General features: G+C 66.3%; 14 protein-coding genes. 7 read left to right on the forward strand and 7 right to left on the reverse strand.

The window, feature by feature from the left end; all coding sequences use genetic code 11:
- Positions 1-54: 54 nt before the first annotated feature.
- Complete coding sequence (gene putA / locus VGD10_RS01580) at positions 55-3081, forward strand: bifunctional proline dehydrogenase/L-glutamate gamma-semialdehyde dehydrogenase PutA (RefSeq protein WP_331039034.1); 3027 nt, start codon at positions 55-57, stop codon at positions 3079-3081.
- Here the strand turns inward: putA and VGD10_RS01585 are convergent.
- Genes VGD10_RS01585 through VGD10_RS01600 form a run of 4 tightly spaced genes read right to left on the reverse strand, consistent with a single transcriptional unit; the run spans position 3055 to position 5872 of the window.
- Positions 3055-4206 (reverse strand): mechanosensitive ion channel family protein, encoded by a 1152-nt coding sequence (locus VGD10_RS01585; protein WP_331039035.1) that lies wholly within the window; start codon positions 4204-4206, stop codon positions 3055-3057. The two genes, putA and VGD10_RS01585, sit on opposite strands and share 27 nt — an antisense overlap.
- 35 nt (positions 4207-4241) lie before the next feature.
- Positions 4242-5345 (reverse strand): DNA topoisomerase IB, encoded by a 1104-nt coding sequence (locus tag VGD10_RS01590; protein ID WP_331039036.1) that lies wholly within the window; start codon positions 5343-5345, stop codon positions 4242-4244.
- Between the two features lie 39 nt (positions 5346-5384).
- Complete coding sequence (locus tag VGD10_RS01595; protein WP_331039037.1) at positions 5385-5693, reverse strand: hypothetical protein; 309 nt, start codon at positions 5691-5693, stop codon at positions 5385-5387.
- Entirely contained in the window at positions 5690-5872 is a 183-nt protein-coding gene (locus VGD10_RS01600; RefSeq protein WP_331039038.1) for a hypothetical protein, read from the reverse strand. The genes VGD10_RS01595 and VGD10_RS01600 overlap by 4 nt, the downstream gene beginning before the upstream one ends.
- Before the next feature lie 95 nt (positions 5873-5967).
- Here VGD10_RS01600 and VGD10_RS01605 point away from each other — a divergent pair, with 95 nt between their 5' ends.
- Together VGD10_RS01605 and VGD10_RS01610 are read left to right on the forward strand one after the other, a co-directional pair.
- Positions 5968-6621 carry a S24 family peptidase gene (locus VGD10_RS01605; protein WP_331039039.1) on the forward strand — a complete coding sequence of 218 codons (654 nt, stop codon included), beginning with the start codon at positions 5968-5970 and terminating at the stop codon, positions 6619-6621.
- A gap of 49 nt (positions 6622-6670) precedes the next feature.
- A complete protein-coding gene (locus VGD10_RS01610; RefSeq protein WP_331039040.1) occupies positions 6671-6964 on the forward strand; it encodes a GIY-YIG nuclease family protein in 294 nt (97 codons plus the stop codon).
- A 34-nt stretch (positions 6965-6998) separates the two neighbouring features.
- Here VGD10_RS01610 and VGD10_RS01615 read toward each other — a convergent pair whose 3' ends face one another.
- A complete protein-coding gene (locus VGD10_RS01615) occupies positions 6999-7166 on the reverse strand; it encodes a hypothetical protein (RefSeq protein ID WP_331039041.1) in 168 nt (55 codons plus the stop codon).
- A gap of 129 nt (positions 7167-7295) precedes the next feature.
- Between VGD10_RS01615 and VGD10_RS01620 the strand changes: the two genes are divergently transcribed.
- Genes VGD10_RS01620 through VGD10_RS01635 form a run of 4 tightly spaced genes read left to right on the forward strand, consistent with a single transcriptional unit; the run spans position 7296 to position 15162 of the window.
- The gene (locus VGD10_RS01620; RefSeq protein WP_331039042.1) at positions 7296-7502 is read left to right on the forward strand and encodes a hypothetical protein; all 207 of its coding nucleotides are present in this window, start codon (positions 7296-7298) and stop codon (positions 7500-7502) included.
- Positions 7503-7559: 57 nt separating this feature from the next.
- Complete coding sequence (locus VGD10_RS01625; protein ID WP_331039043.1) at positions 7560-9539, forward strand: autotransporter assembly complex protein TamA; 1980 nt, start codon at positions 7560-7562, stop codon at positions 9537-9539.
- Entirely contained in the window at positions 9539-13741 is a 4203-nt protein-coding gene (locus VGD10_RS01630) for a translocation/assembly module TamB domain-containing protein (RefSeq protein ID WP_331039044.1), read from the forward strand. Before VGD10_RS01625 ends, VGD10_RS01630 begins: the two co-directional genes overlap by 1 nt.
- A 23-nt stretch (positions 13742-13764) precedes the next feature.
- The gene (locus tag VGD10_RS01635) at positions 13765-15162 is read left to right on the forward strand and encodes an amino acid permease (protein ID WP_331039045.1); all 1398 of its coding nucleotides are present in this window, start codon (positions 13765-13767) and stop codon (positions 15160-15162) included.
- Here the strand turns inward: VGD10_RS01635 and VGD10_RS01640 are convergent.
- Both VGD10_RS01640 and glmS read right to left on the reverse strand, forming a co-directional pair.
- Complete coding sequence (locus VGD10_RS01640; protein ID WP_331039046.1) at positions 15159-16028, reverse strand: phytanoyl-CoA dioxygenase family protein; 870 nt, start codon at positions 16026-16028, stop codon at positions 15159-15161. The two genes, VGD10_RS01635 and VGD10_RS01640, sit on opposite strands and share 4 nt — an antisense overlap.
- A gap of 81 nt (positions 16029-16109) precedes the next feature.
- The coding region (glmS, locus tag VGD10_RS01645) for a glutamine--fructose-6-phosphate transaminase (isomerizing) (protein ID WP_331039047.1) at positions 16110-17520 on the reverse strand (1411 nt) is incomplete at its 5' end.

A 17520-nucleotide genomic window follows, 5' to 3' on the forward strand; every position in this document is an offset into this window, starting at 1 on the left:
TGGCGGCTGTAAAGCCGCGTCGCGGCAGGGTTCAAGCCTTTCGGGAGTATCTAAATGGCGGACGCTACGGCAACGGCACGTGCGGAAATCGCGCGGCTTCACCGGGCACCGGAGCCGGAGGTTTTGAAGCCTCTTCTGAAGGACGCTGAGCTCTCTCCCGAATCGCGGCGGCGGGTGGAGAATAGGGCACTCGGCATGCTGGCCGAACTTCGCACGGCGCAGTCGTCCGGCTGGGTGAACCAGTTCCTGCAGGAATATCGGCTGAACACGTCGGAAGGCATCGCTTTGCTGTCGCTGGCGGAGGCGTTCCTGCGCGTGCCGGACCCGGAAACGGCGGACCAACTGATCGCCGACAAACTCGGCAATGCCGACTGGAAGGCGCACAAGGGCAAGTCGCACTCGACCCTGGTGAACTCTGCCACCTGGGGCCTCGTCATCGGCCGTGCGCTCGTAAGCGAGACGGAGCAGGCAAGCGTGTTGAAGCGCCTCATCGCGCGGGCGGGCGAGCCTTTCGTCCGGCAGGCGGTCGGCGCGGCGATGCGGATGATGGGCGAGATCTTCGTCATGGGCCGCACCATCGATGAAGCGATTGGCCGCATGCGGAAACGCGAGAACCGCGGCTTCACGGCAAGCTTCGACATGCTGGGCGAAGCGGCCCGCACCTTCCCCGACGCGGAACGCTATTATCGAAGCTACGAGGATGCGATCCGCGCCGTCGGCCAGGTGGCGGCAGAGGGGCATTCGATCTCGGTCAAACTGTCGGCGCTCCATCCGCGGTATGAGGTCGCGCAGTACGATCGCTGCGTGTCTTCGCTGACCGAGCAGGTCGAGGCGCTGGCGACGCTGGCGAAGAGCTTCGGCATCGCCTTCACGATCGATGCGGAGGAGACCGAGCGGCTCGAAATGAGCCTCGACATCATCGAGAAGGTTGCGGGGCTTCCGGCGCTAAAAGGCTGGGATGGGCTGGGTATGGCGATCCAGGCCTATGGCAAGCGCGCGCGGCCGACGGTGGCCTGGGCCAACGCCATCGGCGAGCGGACCGGCCGCCGCATCGCCGCGCGGCTTGTCAAAGGCGCCTATTGGGACAGCGAGATCAAGCACGCGCAGGAGCAGGGGCTTTCCGATTATCCGCTGTTCACGCGGAAGGCGGCGACCGACGTGTCCTACCTCGCCTGCGCCCGCGACATGCTTGCCGCCAAGAACATCTATCCCGCCTTTGCGACGCATAATGCTTTGACCGTCGCCACCATCCTCGAATGGGCGGGAGACACCCGCGACTTCGAATTCCAGCGCCTCCACGGCATGGGCGAGGGGCTGTACGAGACCCTGGTGCGCGAGGAGGGCTATCACACCCGCATCTATGCGCCCGTGGGTGGCCACCGCGATCTGCTCGCCTATCTTGTCCGGCGGTTGCTCGAGAATGGGGCTAATTCGAGCTTCGTTCACCAGCTTGCCGACGAGACAATGACCGACGCAGAGATCCTCGCCGATCCAGTAAAGAAGATTGCGGCGGTGGGCGGGACGCGCCATCCGGCAATCCCGCTGCCGCAGGATCTGTTCGGGGCTGACCGGAAGAACAGCGAGGGCATCGACCTCAACGACCGGCGCGAGCTCGGCCGCGTCGCTAAGGCCGTGCAGACGCCGCTTCCCTTCCTTCCGAAGAAGGACCGCGAAGGCAATTACCCGCAGCCGGCGCATCCGTCGCCAGCCGCGGAAGCGATGGCGAAGGATGCGGTGAGCCGCGCGCTGGCCGCTTTCCCGGCTTGGGCGTCGCGCAGCGTCGAGGAGCGTGCCGCCTGCCTCGACCGGTTGGCTGGTCTGCTGGAGCGCGAGCGCGACACGTTGATGGCGCTGGCGGTGCAGGAAGCCTTCAAGACCATTCCCGACGCGCTTGGCGAGGTGCGGGAAGCGGTCGATTTCTGCCGCTATTATGCTGATCAGGCGCGGAAGGGCCTGCACCCAATCGAGCTTCCGGGCCCTACGGGCGAGCGCAACATGCTCCGCATGGAAGGACGCGGCGCCTGGGTCTGCATCGCGCCCTGGAATTTCCCGCTCGCCATCTTCCTCGGCCAGGTGACGGCGGCGCTGGTCACCGGCAACACCGTCGTCGCCAAACCCGCGCCGCAGACGCCGGAGATCGCCGCCTTTGCGGTCGGCCTAGCCCATAGTGCAGGCGTCCCTGAGGATGCGGTTATCCTCGCCCCGGGCGGGCCTGAGATCGGCGCCGCGCTGACCGCGGATGTGCGGATTGCGGGCGTTGCCTTCACGGGCTCCACCGCCACGGCCAAGCGCATCGCGCGCACCCTGCTCGAAGATGATGACCGCCCGATCGTGCCGCTCATCGCCGAGACGGGCGGCATAAATGCGATGATCGTCGATTCCACCGCGCTCCCTGAGCAGGTGGTGGCGGACGTCGTCACCTCCTCCTTCCGCTCGGCTGGCCAGCGCTGCTCGGCGCTTCGCGTGCTGCTGCTTCAGGAAGAGATTGCCGACCGCACGCTTGAGATGCTGGGCGGGGCTATGGACGCGCTGGTGGTCGGCGATCCGGCCGATCCCAAGACCGATGTAGGGCCGGTGATCGACAAGGGGGCCTATGACCGGCTGATGGGCCGCCGCGCCGCGATGCAGAATAGCTGGCTGAAGACGATCCCGGCGCCGGAGGAGGGGCTGTTCGTGCCGCCGACCCTGATCCGCGTCGACGGTATCGAGGCTGTGGACCGCGAATGGTTCGGGCCGCTCCTCCACGTCACCACCTGGAAGGCGGGACAGCTCGGCGAAACCGTGGCGCGGGTGAACAAGTCAGGCTTCGGCCTCACCATGGGCCTCCACAGCCGCATCGCGCGTGCGGCAGATGCGGTGGAGGACCTCGCCACCGTCGGCAATCTCTACGTCAACCGCTCGATGATCGGCGCTATCGTGGGCTCCCAGCCGTTCGGCGGCGAGGGCCTCAGCGGCACCGGCCCGAAAGCCGGCGGCCCGCACTACCTCCCGCGCTTCTGCGCCGAGCGGGTGACCTCGACCGACACGACCAGCTCGGGCGGCAACGCCACCCTGCTATCGTTGGACGATGTCGGCCTGTGATCCGCCCGCATCCGCATGGATGTGGGTGGCATAGGGCATGACCAGCGTGCCGTCGGGCGCGGCAGTGAAGGTGGTCTGGGTCGGATAGGCGAAGCTGACCTCCAGCTCCGCAAAACGCGTGAGCATGCCGAGCATGACCGCCTGCCGCGTCGCCATGAAATCGACCATGTCTGCGCTTTCGACGAAGAAGATCAGCTCGAAGTCGATCGAGGAAGGCGCGAACTGGAAGGCGTGGCAGCGGTCGAACGTCGCGAGCGGCTGCGCTTCGACGATCTCCTTCATCTCCATCGGGATGCGCGCGACCAATTCCGGCCGGGTCTGATAGACGATGCCGAAGGTCATGAGCGCGCGGCGGCGGCGAAGCTCGGTCCAGTTCTGAAGCTGCTGTTCGAGGAGCTTGGTGTTCGAAATCACCACTTCCTCGCCGCTGAGGGCGCGGACGCGGGTGGTCTTGAGGCCGATCTGCTCGACAGTGCCGGTGGCCGGCGGGCTTCCGAAGGTGATCGTGTCGCCGCGGCGGAAAGGTCGGTCGAGAATGATCGCAAGCGCCGCGAACAGGTCCGAGAAGATGCCCTGCGCGGCGAGGCCGATGGCGATGCCACCGATGCCGAGACCCGCGACGAGGCCGGTGACGTTCACCCCCAGGTTCGATAGGATGAGGATGATGGCGATGGCGAACAAAGCCACCGTCACCAGCAGGCGAATGATGCCGATCGCGGAGCCGAGCGTGCTCTGCTCCTCTCCCGGTCCGACGCGGTGCTCGATGAAGCCGATCACCAGCTCGCGCGCCCAGATCGCCGCCTGGAACGAAGCCGCGACGACGAACAATATCTCGATGAGCCGCATCAGCCGCGGCGGCGTCTCCGCATTGTCGGCGACGAGCATGGCCGCCGCCATGACGATGAAGAAGAGCGTCGTCTTCGACAGCATCCGGGCAAGGATGGTCCGGAACTTGGACGGCGCGGCGCCCCGCCGCAGCACCTTGCAGCCGAGGCTGCGTATGGCGAGCAGGATCAGGGCGATGCCGACGCCGACCGCTGCCGCAATCAGGATGTCGACCGCGTTGGCCGACAGCCAGTGCGTCGTCTCCTCCGCGAGGGCCGCGGTCTTTTCCGAAAGGTTCATATTGCTTTTGGCTGCCGCCCCCGTGGCATTTCCCATCAAGCCAATTCCGCTTTCTGCTTCGCCTGTTCCTCGGCGATCACTTCCTTCTTCGCCTGCCGTTTCGGCTTGCCCTTCGCCTTTGCCCTAGCTTCGGCCTTTGCGTCCAGCTTTGCCTCTTCCTTCGGCAGCGCCTCAAGGAATTCGATGAGGCCGCGTTCGGCGGAGCTGAGGTGCTGGGTGGTGCGGGGAAGCTTGCGCTCGCCGATCGCGCCGGCATCCTTAAGCGCCTCGATCAGCGCCGGGTGCACATAGGATTTTCGCGCGACCGCGGCCGTGTTGCCGAGCGCTTCGGCGACGGGTTCGATCACGCTTTTGAGGCGTATCCGCTTGGCGCTCTCGGCGCGGCGGGCAATCTCTTCGAAGGCGAGCACGCTGGCGCCCCAGGTGCGGAAATCCTTGGCGGTGAAATCTTCCCCCATCACGCGCTTCAAATAGGCGTTGACGTCGCTGGAGGTGACCGGCGTCGGCTCGCCCGCATCATTGAGGAACGCGAAGAGCTGCTGGCCGGGCAGCTCCTGCGTCCGCTTGGCGATGCGGGCGAGCCGGGCGTCGCTCACCGTAACCGTTCGGCGGATGCCGTGCTTGCCGGTATAGCTCAGCTTCAGCTTCTGCCCTTCGACCTTGGCGTGGCGGTTGCGGAGCGTGGTCGCGCCGAAGCTCTTATTCTCCTTCGCATATTCCTCGCTGCCGACGCGCATATGAGTTTCGTCAATCAGGCGGATCACGGCGGCGACGACCGTGTCGAGACTGAGCTTCCGCCCCGCCAGATCCTTCTCCACCTGCTTCCTGAGCTTCGGCAGCGCGCGGCCGAACTCCGCCAGCCGTTCGTATTTCTGCGTTTCCTGCCCGGCGCGGAAATCGGGGTGGTAACGGTATTGCTTCCGACCCTTCGCGTCATAGCCGATCGCCTGGATATGGCCGCTCTCGTCGGGGCAGAACCAGCAGCGCTCGTAAGCGGGCGGAAGGCCGATGGCGTTCAGCCGCTCGATCTCCTCACGGTCCCCTATCCGCTCCCCGTCCGGCCCGAAATACTGGAAGTATCGGCCGCGGCGCTTGCGGGTGATGCCGGGGATAAGGCGGTCGTCGACGTAGCAAAGCATGGCGGAGACTACTCCCCGCAGCGGCGCTTCGTTCCTGTGTCAGCAATTCTCGACGGTTAGCGCCTCGAGCGCGATCCGAACGCCGCCTCCGTCGACGCTGCTCCGCGACACGAGCCCTATGTCAGCAAGGACATGGCCGCGCAAAGCGAACTCCCGCTCTTCAAGTCCATCAAGGAATACGTCCGCCTCCGCCTCGGCGGCCGGCCCGTTCAGCATGAAGGAGAGTTCGTGCCGCACCCCGGTGAAGGTCGCGCTGAGCCACGGCCGGCTCCGCGCCTTTTCCAGTCCGAAGGTCACAGAGGTCACACCAAGGAGTGCGCGAACGAGTTCGCTGGTCGCATCCTTCATGGCCGCCCCTCCAGCCGATCGAGATAGGCGGCGACGCGCACCGACGTGCTGGACCGCGGCTCGCGGCCGTTCCTGAGATCGAACACGAAGCGGGGGTCGCGAACGGCTTCGCGCCCGAACTTTGTTGGCGGCATCCCGCTTTGTCTCAGATGGCGCTCGATGCGGCGAAGAAGATGCATATCGGGACTCCACGACTCGACTCTGTTCCTGATATGTTCAAAGTCGTAAGCAATTTCCTATTTGTCTAGGAAGTTTCCTATGCTATGGGTCCGAAATGGCTGAAGCCGATGCACGGAGGGCGCTCGAGCGCCTGATTGAGGAGCGGGGGGAGGATTATGCCAGCCTCTCGCGCCTGATCGGCCGCAATGCTGCCTACATCCAGCAGTTCATCCGGCGTGGAACGCCGAAGCGCCTTGCCGAGGAAGACCGCCGCATCCTCGCCCGCTACTTCGACGTGCCGGAGCGGATGCTTGGCGCGCCCGAAGTCGGACAGCAGGCCGGCGCGGCCGATCCGCACGTGACGGTGCCGCAGCTGGACGTCGGCGCCTCTGCGGGCCCGGGTGCGCTTCCGGGCGACGAAGAGGCGCGGTCCCACATTGCCTTCGACCGCAAATGGCTGCGGCGGCTGGTGGCGGGCGACGGCAGCCAATTGTCGATCATCCGGGTGGAGGGAGATTCGATGGCGCCGACCCTCACCGACAGCGACGAGATCCTGGTGGACCGCGCCGACGCCGCCGAGCGCCTCCGCGACGGCATCTACGTGCTGCGGCGGGAGGAGGTACTGATGGTGAAGCGCCTCGCGCCCGATCCGTCAGGCAAGACGGTCACCATCCGCAGCGACAATGACGCTTACCCAAGCTGGCCCGCCTGCAAGCTCTCTTCGATCGAGATCGTGGGCCGCGTCGTCTGGTGCGGCCGGAAGCTGTGAGGGCTTGCTTCTTCGTCATTCCCGCGAAAGCGGGAATCCAGCTTTCCTGATGCGCGGCGGCTGGGTCTACATGCTGGCGAACCGCTATCGCGGCACGATTTACACAGGCGTCACCGCCCAACTGCCGAGGCGGGTGTGGCAGCATCGCGAAGGCTCCGGATCGGAATTTGCGCGGCGCTACGGCGCGACCCTGCTCGTCTACGCGGAGCCGAATGACAGCAGAGAAGCGGCCATTGCTCGCGAGAAGGCGATCAAGAAGTGGCGCAGAGAATGGAAGATCCAGCTGATCGAGGAGCAGAACCCGGATTGGCTCGATCGCTTCGACGAATTGGCGGGACTGTAAGATTAGCTGAATTCCCGCTTTCGCGGGAATGACGTTAGCGCCGGTCGAGCAGCCAGACGGCAAGGAGGGCGAGCAGGCCGACGCCGACACCGGCGAGGAAGCCGATGCTCGGCTGGCCCATGAGGCCGCCAATTACGACGCCGCCGATGATGGCGACGGCGAGGAGGAAGCCGCCGGATTTGGGGGTGCGCGTGCCGTTCATGTGCCGCCATTGCCAGCTTGTCAGGCGCCGCGCCAGTCGTGGTGAAACGGCCGTTAAGCATTCGGGTGCGGCAAATCTAAAGATTTCGATGCCTAAGGGGTCATTCACCACTCCAGCAGGATCTTCCCCGTGCATCATCCGATCGCCGACCGCGCCGCTTATGCCGACGCGACCGCCCTCATTGAAGATTTCGGTACCTATGCCGCCGACGAGGCCGCGGCGCGGGCGGAAAAGGGGCGCGAGCTCGGCAATGTCTTCTCCTTCTGCCGGTGGCGGCAGGCGGAGCGGGCGGTAGCGCTGATAGCGGGCGAAGGCGACGTCACCGCTATCCACTAGGAAAGCAACGGAAACTCTGTTCTGGCGGCGTACAGGTTGCGCCGCTAGATTTGCCTCATGGTACAAGTCGCTGCGGGGCGGCATGTTGCGGCCGCGCTGGCCGCCGCTGCCCTATTCCTCGGCCCGGAAAAAGTGAAAGCGCAGGACGCCGAGCCGTTCGAGGAGCTGAACCAGCCGCTCGACCCCTCGGCGCCGCTCGATCCGTTGCCCGATCTCGGCGTCGAATGGCCCGATCTCGAGGAAGAGGCCGACCAGCAGATCGCGACCGCTCCTGACACGAACATCGCCGAAGCGGCCGGGGAGCGGAGCTACCGCGTCTATTTCCAGGGATTGGAAGGCATCGAAGCGGCGGGGATTACCGAGCAGTTCCTGCAGCTCTCGACGTTGGAGGCGAACAAAGGCGATCCCGCCAACGCTGCGCAGATCGACCGCCGCGCCCGCGAGGATGCGGACCTTCTTGCCGAGTTGCTCCGCGCCTATGGCTATTATGATGCGGCGGTGACGACGCGGGTCGAGGCTGCGTCGGCGGGGCCAGTGCAGGTGGTGCTGGAGGCGGAGCCGGGGCCGATCTACCGCTTTGCCGAGGTGCGGCTGCCGGGCATCGAAGCGGCGGGCGAGAATGAAGCGGCGCTCCGCGACGCATTCGGGGTGGAGGCGAACGCGCCGGTCAATGCGGCGGCCGTGACGGCAGGCGAGGCGGCGCTTCGGGCGGAACTCGGCCGGCGCGGCTATGTCTTCGCCGATGTCGGCGCGCTGGACATCGCGGTCGACCATGAGACTCGTACGGCGACGCTGGAGCTTCCCGTCCGCCCGCAGGGCGCGCGCCGCTTCGGCCGCGTGGTGGTCGAGGGGCAAAGGCTGTTCAGCGCCAGTCACATCGAGACAATCGCCCGCTTCGACCAAGGCGAGCCCTACCGCACGGAGAGGATCGACGACCTCCGCCGGGCGCTAGTGGCGACGGGGCTGGTGTCGAGCGTCGACATCCGCCCGGTCGCGCGGGCGGGCACCGACATCGTCGATCTCGCCGTGGCGCTGGAGCCTGCGCCGCTTCGGACTATCGCCGGCGAGCTAGGTTACGGCACCGGGGAGGGCTTCCGGCTGGAGGGGAGCTGGCAGCACCGGAACCTACTTCCGCCCGAAGGCGCCGTCACCTTGCGTGCCGTCGCCGGTACGCGCGAACAGCTCATCGCCGCCAATCTCCGCCGCAACAATTTCGGCCGCCGCGACCGGGTGCTGACCGCGACCGTCTCGGCCGGACATATCGAGCGCGACGCCTATGAGGCGAACACATTCCAGCTCAGCGCCGGGATCGAGCGGCAGTCGAACCTCATCTGGCAGAAGAAATGGTCTTGGGGTTTCGGCGCCGAGCTGATCGCGTCCGATGAAACGGATGTCGATGTGGCCAGCGGCACTACGCGCGACCGCACTTTCCTGATCGGGGCGCTGCCCGCCTTCCTTTCCTATGACGGGTCAAACGACCTGCTCGATCCCACGGAGGGCTTCCGCCTTTCCGGCCGCTTCTCGCCGGAAGCGACGCTTCAGGGCGGCTTCTTCGGCTACGGCAAGGCGCAGGTCGACGGCAGCGCCTATCATCCGGTTACCGATAATGTGGTGATGGCGGGCCGCGTCAGGCTCGGCAGCATCGTCGGCGAGAACCGCGATCGTATCGCCCCATCGCGGCGCTTCTATGCGGGCGGCGGCGGATCGGTGCGGGGCTACGGCTTCCAGCGGCTGGGGCCGCGCGATCCGATTTTCGACGATCCGATCGGCGGCCGGAGCCTTGCCGAATTCTCGATCGAGGCGCGGGTGCGGACCAGCCTGTTTGACGGTGCGCTCGGCATTGTGCCGTTCCTTGACGCGGGCAACATCTACACCTCGTCCTTACCGGACATCGGCGACCTGCGCTTCGGCGTCGGTGTTGGCGTCCGGTACCATACGCGCTTCGGCCCGATCCGCGTCGATGTGGGAACGCCGCTGAACCGGCGGAGCGGCGATCCGCGCGTGGCCGTCTACGTGTCGCTGGGCCAGGCATTCTGATGAACGAGGCGCTGCCGATCGAGGAGCCGGCGGCGGAAACCGTGATCGTGCGCCGGCGGGTGCGGCCTTTCTCGCTTTTGACCAAGGGGCTGATCGGTCTGGCGCTTGCCCTGTTCCTCGGGGCGGCGGCGTTCCTCGCCTTTCTCGACACGGCGCCTGGCCATCGCTTCATCGCCGACAAAATCGCTGACCTCGCGCCGCGATCCGGCCTTCGCATCGTCATCGGTCGGATCGACGGATCGATCTACGGCGACACCAAGTTTCGCAACGTACGCCTGTTCGATCCGCAGGGGCAGTTCGCGGAAATCCCGTACATGGAGGTGGATTGGCAGCCGCTCGCCTGGATCACCAACCGGCTCGTCATCAACGACCTGAAGTCGGACCTCGTCTATCTCGACCGATTGCCGAAGCTGATCCCGAGCGAGGAGCCGCAGCCGATCCTGCCCGGCTTCGACATCCATATCGGCCGCGTCGACATCAAGCAGATCCGCATCGGCAAGGCGGTGACGGGGAAGGAGCGGGTGGCGAGCCTCACTGGCGAAGCCGACATCCGTGCCGGCCGCGCACTCGTCGACCTGAAGGCGAAGGTGCGGGGTGGCGGCGACGAGATCGCGCTGCTGCTGGATGCCGAGCCGGATCGGAACCGCTTCGACCTCGACGTCCGGCTCCGCGCGCCGCAGGACAGCGTTGCAGGCGCGATCGTCGGCACAAGGCGGCCCATCGACCTTGAGGTGAAGGGCGACGGCAGCTGGGCGCGCTGGACGGGTACCGCAAGGCTCAACCTTTCCGGCCGCCGTACCGCTGACCTTGCGCTCACTGCGGAAAATGGCCGCTACAGTCTCTCGGGAGCGCTCGCCCCGTCGCAATTCCTCGCCGGGAAGCTGCAGCGGCTCAGCGCACCGCGCGTGCTGGTGAACGGCAATGCGACGTTGGAGGACCGTGTTCTTGACGGCCGGCTGTCGCTCCGCTCGGCCGCGCTCCGGGTGGAGACGGTCGGCGCTCTCGATCTTGCCGGGAGCCGCTTCGACGACGTGCGGATCGGCGCGGACCTGCTCCGCCCGCCGGCTTTGTTCCCGAATATGACCGGCACGCGGGTGCGGCTGTCGCTGCTTCTGAACGGCCGCTTCGACCGCGCCAACTTCGCCTACCGCATCACCTCGCCGCGTGTGGCTTTCGACCAGGCCGGCTTCGAAGATGTGCGCGCGGAAGGTCGAGGGCGGCTGTCGAAGGAGCCCGCAACGGTGCCTTTGCTGTTCCTCGCGCGGCGCGTCACGGGCGTGGGCGACGTCGCCGGCGGCATCCTCGCCAACCTTCGCGTGCAGGGGAACCTCAAGGTCACCAAGCGGCTGCTGACCGGGGAGGGGCTCAGCCTCACGTCGGACAAGCTGAAGGGCCGGCTCGGCCTCCTCGTGGACCTCGTCACCGGCCGCTACAATGTGGTGCTGTCCGGCGGTCTCACACGCTATCTCATTCCCGGCCTCGGCATCGTCGACGTGACGAGCGAACTGAAGGTCGTGCCGGGGCCGAACGGGCGCGGCACATTGGTGACTGGCACCGGCCGCGCCTGGGTGAGGCGGCTGGACAATCGTTTCCTCGCTTCGTTGGCTGGCGGGCTGCCGCGCATAGAGACGGGGCTGGTCCGGGGCTCCGATGGCGTGCTGCACTTCCGCAACTTGAGGCTGGTAGCGCCGTCCATCCGCCTCGCCGGCAACGGTTATCGCCGGCGCGACGGCACATTTCATTTCGAAGGCTCCGGCAATCAGGCGCAGTACGGCCCGTTCGCCATGGTGCTGGACGGCAATATCGCGCGGCCTAAGCTCAACATTCGCCTGCAACGGCCGAACGAGGCGCTGGGGCTCCGGAACGTGCTCCTCAATCTCGATCCGACGCGGGAGGGCTTCAGCTACCGCGCCGAAGGCATCTCGCACCTCGGGCCGTTCACGTCGAACGGTTTGATCCTGCTGCCGGCCAACGAGCCCGCCCTGATCCGGGTGGCGGCGATCAACGTTTCCGGAAGCACGGCCTCTGGCAATCTCCGGTCCGATCCGGGCGGCTTCACCGGCAGCCTCGATGTCGCGGGCGGAGGCCTCAGCGGCCGACTGCTGTTCGATCCGGTGAACAATATGCAGCGCATCCAGGTCGATCTGACGGCGCAGGATGCGAGCTTCGCCGGGCCGCCGCCGATCACCATCCGCCGTGGCCGCGTGCAGGGCGTGGTGCTGCTCGATCCGGCCGGAACCTCGGTGCGCGGCTCGCTGTCAGCGCGGGGGCTGCAGCGCGGCGGCCTCACCATTGCCAGCATCGACGCGCAGGCGAACCTTCGCGGCGGGACGGGGCAGGTGACGGCCAATCTCGCGGGAACCCGAGGCCGTGCCTTCGTCTTCCGCACGATCGCCGACATCGCGCCGGGCCGCATCCGCCTCACCGGCGGCGGCACGGTCGACCGGCGGCCGATCCAGCTCACCCAGCCTGCCGTGTTCACCAAGGAGGAAGGCGGCTGGCGCCTTGCGCCGACCAGCCTCACTTTCGCCGGCGGGCGGGCAAGCGTCTCCGGCCTCTTCGGCGGTTCGGCGACGGAAGTGCAGGCGCGGCTCGACCAAATGCCGCTCACAGTGCTGGATATTGCCTACCCCCGCCTGGGGCTCGGCGGCATCGCGTCCGGCACGCTCAACTATCGGGCCCCGGAAGATGGGACGAACCCCACGGGCGACATGAACCTCCGCATCCGCGGGCTCACCCGCTCCGGCCTCGTCCTCTCCTCGAAGCCAGTGGATGTCGGCATTGCGGCAAGGCTGGTCGGCGGAAACGCGGCCATGCGCGCCGTCGCGGTCAGCGAGGGCCGGACCGTCGGCCGGGCGCAGGCGCGTATCTCGCCGATAACGGGCGGCGGCGACCTTTGGGACCGGCTGTCGCGGGCTCCGCTCTTCGCGCAGCTTCGCTATAACGGCCCGGCCGATACGCTCTGGCGGCTGACGGGGCAGGAGTTCATCGACATCAGCGGCCCCGCCGCGATCGGCCTCGATGCGCGGGGTACGCTAGACAATCCGCAGATCATCGGCTCCGTCCGCACCGATCAGGCGCGGATCGAAAGCCCCGTCGTCGGCACCGTCATCCAGAATGTGCGGGCGAGCGGGCGCTTCAACGGATCGCGGCTGGTGGTGGACAGCTTTGCGGGCGCAACCGGGCGTGGCGGCACCGTCTCGGGGCGCGGTAGCTTCGATCTCGCGGCAGCGAACGGCTACGGCATGGATCTTTCCATAGACACGGGCGCGGCCCAGATCGTCGACCGCGACGATCTGAAGGCGCAGGTGACGGGTCCGATCTCGATCAAGTCCGACGGTTCGGGCGGCACCATCTCGGGCGACGTGCAGCTGATCAGCGGCAGCTTCCGGCTGGGCAGCGCGACGGCGGCCGCACAGGTTCCGCGCCTCAACGTCCGAGAGCTCAACCGTCCGGCCGACGAAGGCGCGCCGCCGCGCGCGGCAAGCCCATGGCGTTACAATCTCAAGGTACGCGCGGCCCGCGGCCTCACCGTCACCGGCCTCGGCATCAACAGCGAGTGGAGCGCCGATCTCGACATCGGGGGCACCGTCACCGAGCCGCGGATCAGAGGCGATGCCGAGCTGGTGCGCGGAACCTATGATTTCGCAGGCCGTCGCTTCGACCTTGAACGGGGCATCATCCGCTTCCAGGGCGAATCCCCGCCGAACCCGATCCTCGACATCACCGCCGAAGGCGGCGTGCGCGGACTCAACGCGGTGATCCGCGTCACCGGGCGCGGGCAGCGGCCGGAAATCAGCTTCTCGAGCACGCCTGCGCTGCCGGAGGACGAGCTTCTGAGCCGCCTCCTCTTCGGCACGTCGATCACCAATCTTTCCGCACCCGAGGCGCTGCAGCTTGCCGCCGCAGTTGCCGCGCTCAACAATGGCGGCACCGGGCTCGACCCGATCAATGCGCTTCGCGGCGCGGTAGGCCTCGATCGCCTCCGCATTCTTCCGGCAGATATCGTCACCGGACAGGGCACCGCCATTGCGGCCGGCAAGTATCTCGGCCGCCAAGTCTATGTGGAGGTGGTGACCGACGCGCGCGGCTATTCGGCGACCCAGCTCGAATTTCAGATCACGCGCTGGCTGTCGATCCTAGGAACCCTCTCGACCATTGGCCGCCAAGGCGTCAATGTGCGGGTATCGAGGGACTATTAAGAACAAGAACGAAGGGGGCGGGCATGAATTTGATGGCGAAGAAGCGGGTGGTCTCGGCCGAAGAGATGGCGCCCGAGCACCGGCTGAAGCAGACACTCTCCTGGCCGCACCTCATCGCCCTCGGCGTCGGCGCCATCGTCGGCACGGGCATTCTGACCCTGACCGGCGTCGGCGCGGCCAAGGCCGGTCCTGCCGTCATCCTCTCTTTCGCCATCGCAGGCATCATCTGCGCCGCGGCCGCTCTGGCTTATGCAGAAATGGCGACGATGATCCCCGCATCGGGCAGCGCCTATACCTATAGCTATGTAGTGATTGGGGAGCTGATCGCCTGGATCGTCGGCTGGAGCCTCATCCTCGAATATTCGCTGGTGGTGAGCGCCGTCGCGGTCGGCTGGTCCGGCTATGCAGCCGGCTTCATGGAAAGCATCGGGGCGGGGCTTCCGCCCGCGTTAATCGCCGGGCCGCAGCTTGGCGGCATCGTCAATCTGCCCGCCGTCTTCATCATTGCCGTGGTGGCAGGACTCCTGATTGTCGGCACGAAGGAAAGCGCGACGCTGAACGCCATCCTCGTTCTCGTGAAGATCGTTGCCCTGATCGTCTTCGTCGCGGTGGCCATGCCTTACTTCAATGCGGCCAACTTCGAGCCGTTCATGCCCTACGGCTTCTCCAAGAGCGGAGCGCCGGGAGCCGAGGTAGGAGTGATGGCCGCAGCGGCGATCATCTTCTTCGCCTTCTACGGTTTCGACGCGATCGCGACCGCCGCCGAGGAAACCAAAAACCCCGGGCGCGATCTTTCTATCGGCATTGTTGGATCGATGCTCGCCTGCGTCGTCATCTACATGGCGGTTGCGGCCGCTGCGATCGGCGCGCTCGCCTATACCCGCTTCGCCAACAGCCCGGAGCCGCTGGCGCTCATTCTTCGCGAGCTCGATCAGGATTGGGCGGCGCGCTTCCTCGGCGCGTCCGCGGTGATCGCGCTCCCAACAGTGATCCTCGCCTTCTTCTACGGCCAGAGCCGCATCTTCTTCGTCATGGCGCGCGACCGCCTGCTGCCGCCTTCGCTGGCGAAGGTATCGGGGCGCGGCTCGCCGGTCCGCATCACCCTCTTCACCGCGGTGATCGTCGCCATCCTCGCCGGGCTGATCCCGCTCGACGAGCTGGCGGCGCTCGCCAATGCCGGCACCCTCACTGCCTTCATCGCAGTCGCGGTCTGCATGCTGATCATGCGCCGCCGCGAGCCCAATGCGCCGCGCAAGTTCAAGACGCCGCTGCCGTGGGTAGTGGGGCTCGTCGCGATCCTGGGCTGCGCCTACCTATTCTACAGCCTGCCGCAGACGACGCAGATCTACTTCCTGATCGCGCATGTCGTCGGCCTCGCGATCTACTTCCTGTACGGAAGCCGGCGAAGCATTGCGGACTAGCTAGGGTAGTGGGGTTCGGGGCGCTCGCGGAGCGCCTCGTAATGGACAAGCGCCTGCTTGGGGCCGAAGGGCACTGGCTGGCCGCGGAATGCCCATTCGCCCCGGTCGCAATCGGCCGCGCGGACATAGCCGTTGATGTAGAAGCGGCGGCGGTGCTGCTCCTTGTTCTCCCCTGAGCCGTGGACGAGATAGGGGCTCCAGAGCGCGAAGTCGCCCGGCGCCATCACAAGCTCGATAACGTCCGCAGGCGGAAGGCCCACAGCCCTCAGCGTCTCGTCGCTCATCGCATTACCGAGCACTTCGCCTGAGCAGTCGAGGTCAAGGCTGCCGCGCAAATGGCTGCCAGGAACGACCCGAAGGCAACCCGAGGTTGGCGTATGCGGATCGATGGCGAGGCCAGTCTGCACATAGGAAGTGCCGAGATTTCGGAACGCCTCGCGCGGCTCGCGGAAGCGGGAGTCCTGATGCCAGGCGAAATCGTTGGACGGGCCAGGCGCCTTCCAATGGATCTGGTTGATGATCTGCTTGAGGTTCGGCCCGATCAGCGGATCGAGGATCGCGGCGATGCGCCGGTCGAGCCGAACGGCGTTCAGCACCGGCTGGTGATAGGACATCCACTGCGCCATCCGCACCAGCGGCTCACCGCCGGGTCCTGAGGCTACGTTGTAGAAGAGATTGCCGTGCCGGAAGCTGCGGCCGTGCGCCGCGCCTTCGGCATGGACCTGGTCCGCGGCCGCACCGATTTCGACAATTTCGTCAGGGCTGAACAGCCCGCGGATAATCGCGAAGCCGTCACGCCAGTAACTTTCGACATAATCTTCGCGGTAATCCGCGCGGTCGCGCCTCAACGGCTGGCCGAAACCCATGCCACTCTCCCGCCCCTCGCGACTCAGAATACAGGGAAGTGGTTGCAATTACACTATCAATTCAGCCGGACCGGCTCGAAATCACTCCACCGTAACCGATTTGGCGAGGTTGCGTGGTTGATCCACATCCGTGCCTTTCGCCACCGCCACGTGGTAGGCGAGGAGTTGGACCGGGACCGCGTAGACCATCGGTGCGATGAGGGGGTGGACGTTCGGCATCTCGATCGTGGCGACCGTGCCTTCGCTGGCGTGGGCAAGGCCTTCGGCATCGGAGATGAGGATCACCTTGCCGCCGCGGGCCTGGACTTCCTGCATGTTCGACACGGTCTTGTCGAAGAGCGGGCCTGAAGGCGCGATGACGATGATCGGGACGTGCTCGTCGATCAGGGCGATGGGGCCATGCTTCATCTCGCCGGCGGCATAGCCTTCGGCGTGGATGTAGCTGATCTCCTTCAGCTTCAGCGCGCCTTCCATCGCCATCGGATAATCGGGCCCGCGGCCGAGGTAGAGGACGTCGCGCGCCTTGGCGATGAAGGGGGCTAAGCGCTGGATTTCGTCGTCATGGTTGAGGGCGCGGTTCATGGCGGCAGGCGCTTCGTTCAGATGGGCCACGATCTCGCGCTCTTCCTCCTCGCTCATTACGCCTTTGTCGCGTGCGACTTTGGTGGCGAGGGCGGCGAGAACGGCGAGCTGGCAGGTGAAGGCCTTGGTCGAGGCCACGCCGATTTCGGGACCGGCGCGGGTGGGGAGGAGAAGGTCGGCCTCCCGCGCCATAGAACTGGTGGGGACGTTGACGACGACGGCGATCTTCTGCCCCTGCTCGCGGGCGTGGCGAAGCGCGGCGAGCGTATCGGCGGTCTCTCCGGACTGGGAGATGAAGAGCGCCATGCCGCCATCCTCCAGCACCGGCTTCCGGTAGCGGAATTCGGACGCGATATCGAGTTCGACCGGAACGCGCGCGAACTGCTCGAGCCAGTATTTGGCGACCATGCCAGCATAGAAGCTGGTGCCGCAGGCGACGATGGTGATGCGGGGCACGTCGGCGAAGCTGAACTCCATATCGGGGAGCGCAACTTCCTGCTCATAGGCGCGGACATAGGATTGCAGGGTCTGGGCGACCACGAGCGGCTGCTCGAAAATCTCCTTCTGCATATAGTGGCGGTGGTTGCCCTTCTCGACCGCGGCCGAGGAGGCGCCGGAGTTCACCACCGGCCGCTGAACTTCATTGTTGGCGCGGTCGTAGATGGTGGCGCCTTCGCGCGTGATCACCGCCCAGTCGCCTTCGTTGAGGTAAGCAATCCGCTGCGTCAGCGGCGCAAGCGCCAGCGCGTCGGAGCCGAGATAGGTCTCGCCCTCGCCATAGCCGACCGTCAGCGGCGCCCCCATGCGCGCGCCGATCAGCAGATCCGGATAATCGCGGAACATGATCGCGATCGCGAATGCGCCTTCCAGGCGCGGCAACACCGCCGCGACCGCGTCCTGCGGGCTCTTC

It is taken from the genome of Allosphingosinicella sp., from assembly GCF_036402135.1.
Lineage (GTDB): Bacteria > Pseudomonadota > Alphaproteobacteria > Sphingomonadales > Sphingomonadaceae > Allosphingosinicella.

Excerpts from the sequence above, each read along its gene's own strand:
- putA (WP_331039034.1), top strand. The coding sequence starts at position 55 with ATGGCGGACGCTACGGCAACGGCACGTGCGGAAATCGCGCGGCTTCAC.
- VGD10_RS01585 (WP_331039035.1), bottom strand. The coding sequence starts at position 4,206 with ATGAACCTTTCGGAAAAGACCGCGGCCCTCGCGGAGGAGACGACGCAC.
- VGD10_RS01590 (WP_331039036.1), bottom strand. The coding sequence starts at position 5,345 with ATGCTTTGCTACGTCGACGACCGCCTTATCCCCGGCATCACCCGCAAG.
- VGD10_RS01595 (WP_331039037.1), bottom strand. The coding sequence starts at position 5,693 with ATGAAGGATGCGACCAGCGAACTCGTTCGCGCACTCCTTGGTGTGACC.
- VGD10_RS01600 (WP_331039038.1), bottom strand. The coding sequence starts at position 5,872 with ATGCATCTTCTTCGCCGCATCGAGCGCCATCTGAGACAAAGCGGGATG.
- VGD10_RS01605 (WP_331039039.1), top strand. The coding sequence starts at position 5,968 with ATGGCTGAAGCCGATGCACGGAGGGCGCTCGAGCGCCTGATTGAGGAG.
- VGD10_RS01610 (WP_331039040.1), top strand. The coding sequence starts at position 6,671 with ATGCGCGGCGGCTGGGTCTACATGCTGGCGAACCGCTATCGCGGCACG.
- VGD10_RS01615 (WP_331039041.1), bottom strand. The coding sequence starts at position 7,166 with ATGAACGGCACGCGCACCCCCAAATCCGGCGGCTTCCTCCTCGCCGTC.
- VGD10_RS01625 (WP_331039043.1), top strand. The coding sequence starts at position 7,560 with ATGGTACAAGTCGCTGCGGGGCGGCATGTTGCGGCCGCGCTGGCCGCC.
- VGD10_RS01630 (WP_331039044.1), top strand. The coding sequence starts at position 9,539 with ATGAACGAGGCGCTGCCGATCGAGGAGCCGGCGGCGGAAACCGTGATC.
- VGD10_RS01635 (WP_331039045.1), top strand. The coding sequence starts at position 13,765 with ATGAATTTGATGGCGAAGAAGCGGGTGGTCTCGGCCGAAGAGATGGCG.
- VGD10_RS01640 (WP_331039046.1), bottom strand. The coding sequence starts at position 16,028 with ATGGGTTTCGGCCAGCCGTTGAGGCGCGACCGCGCGGATTACCGCGAA.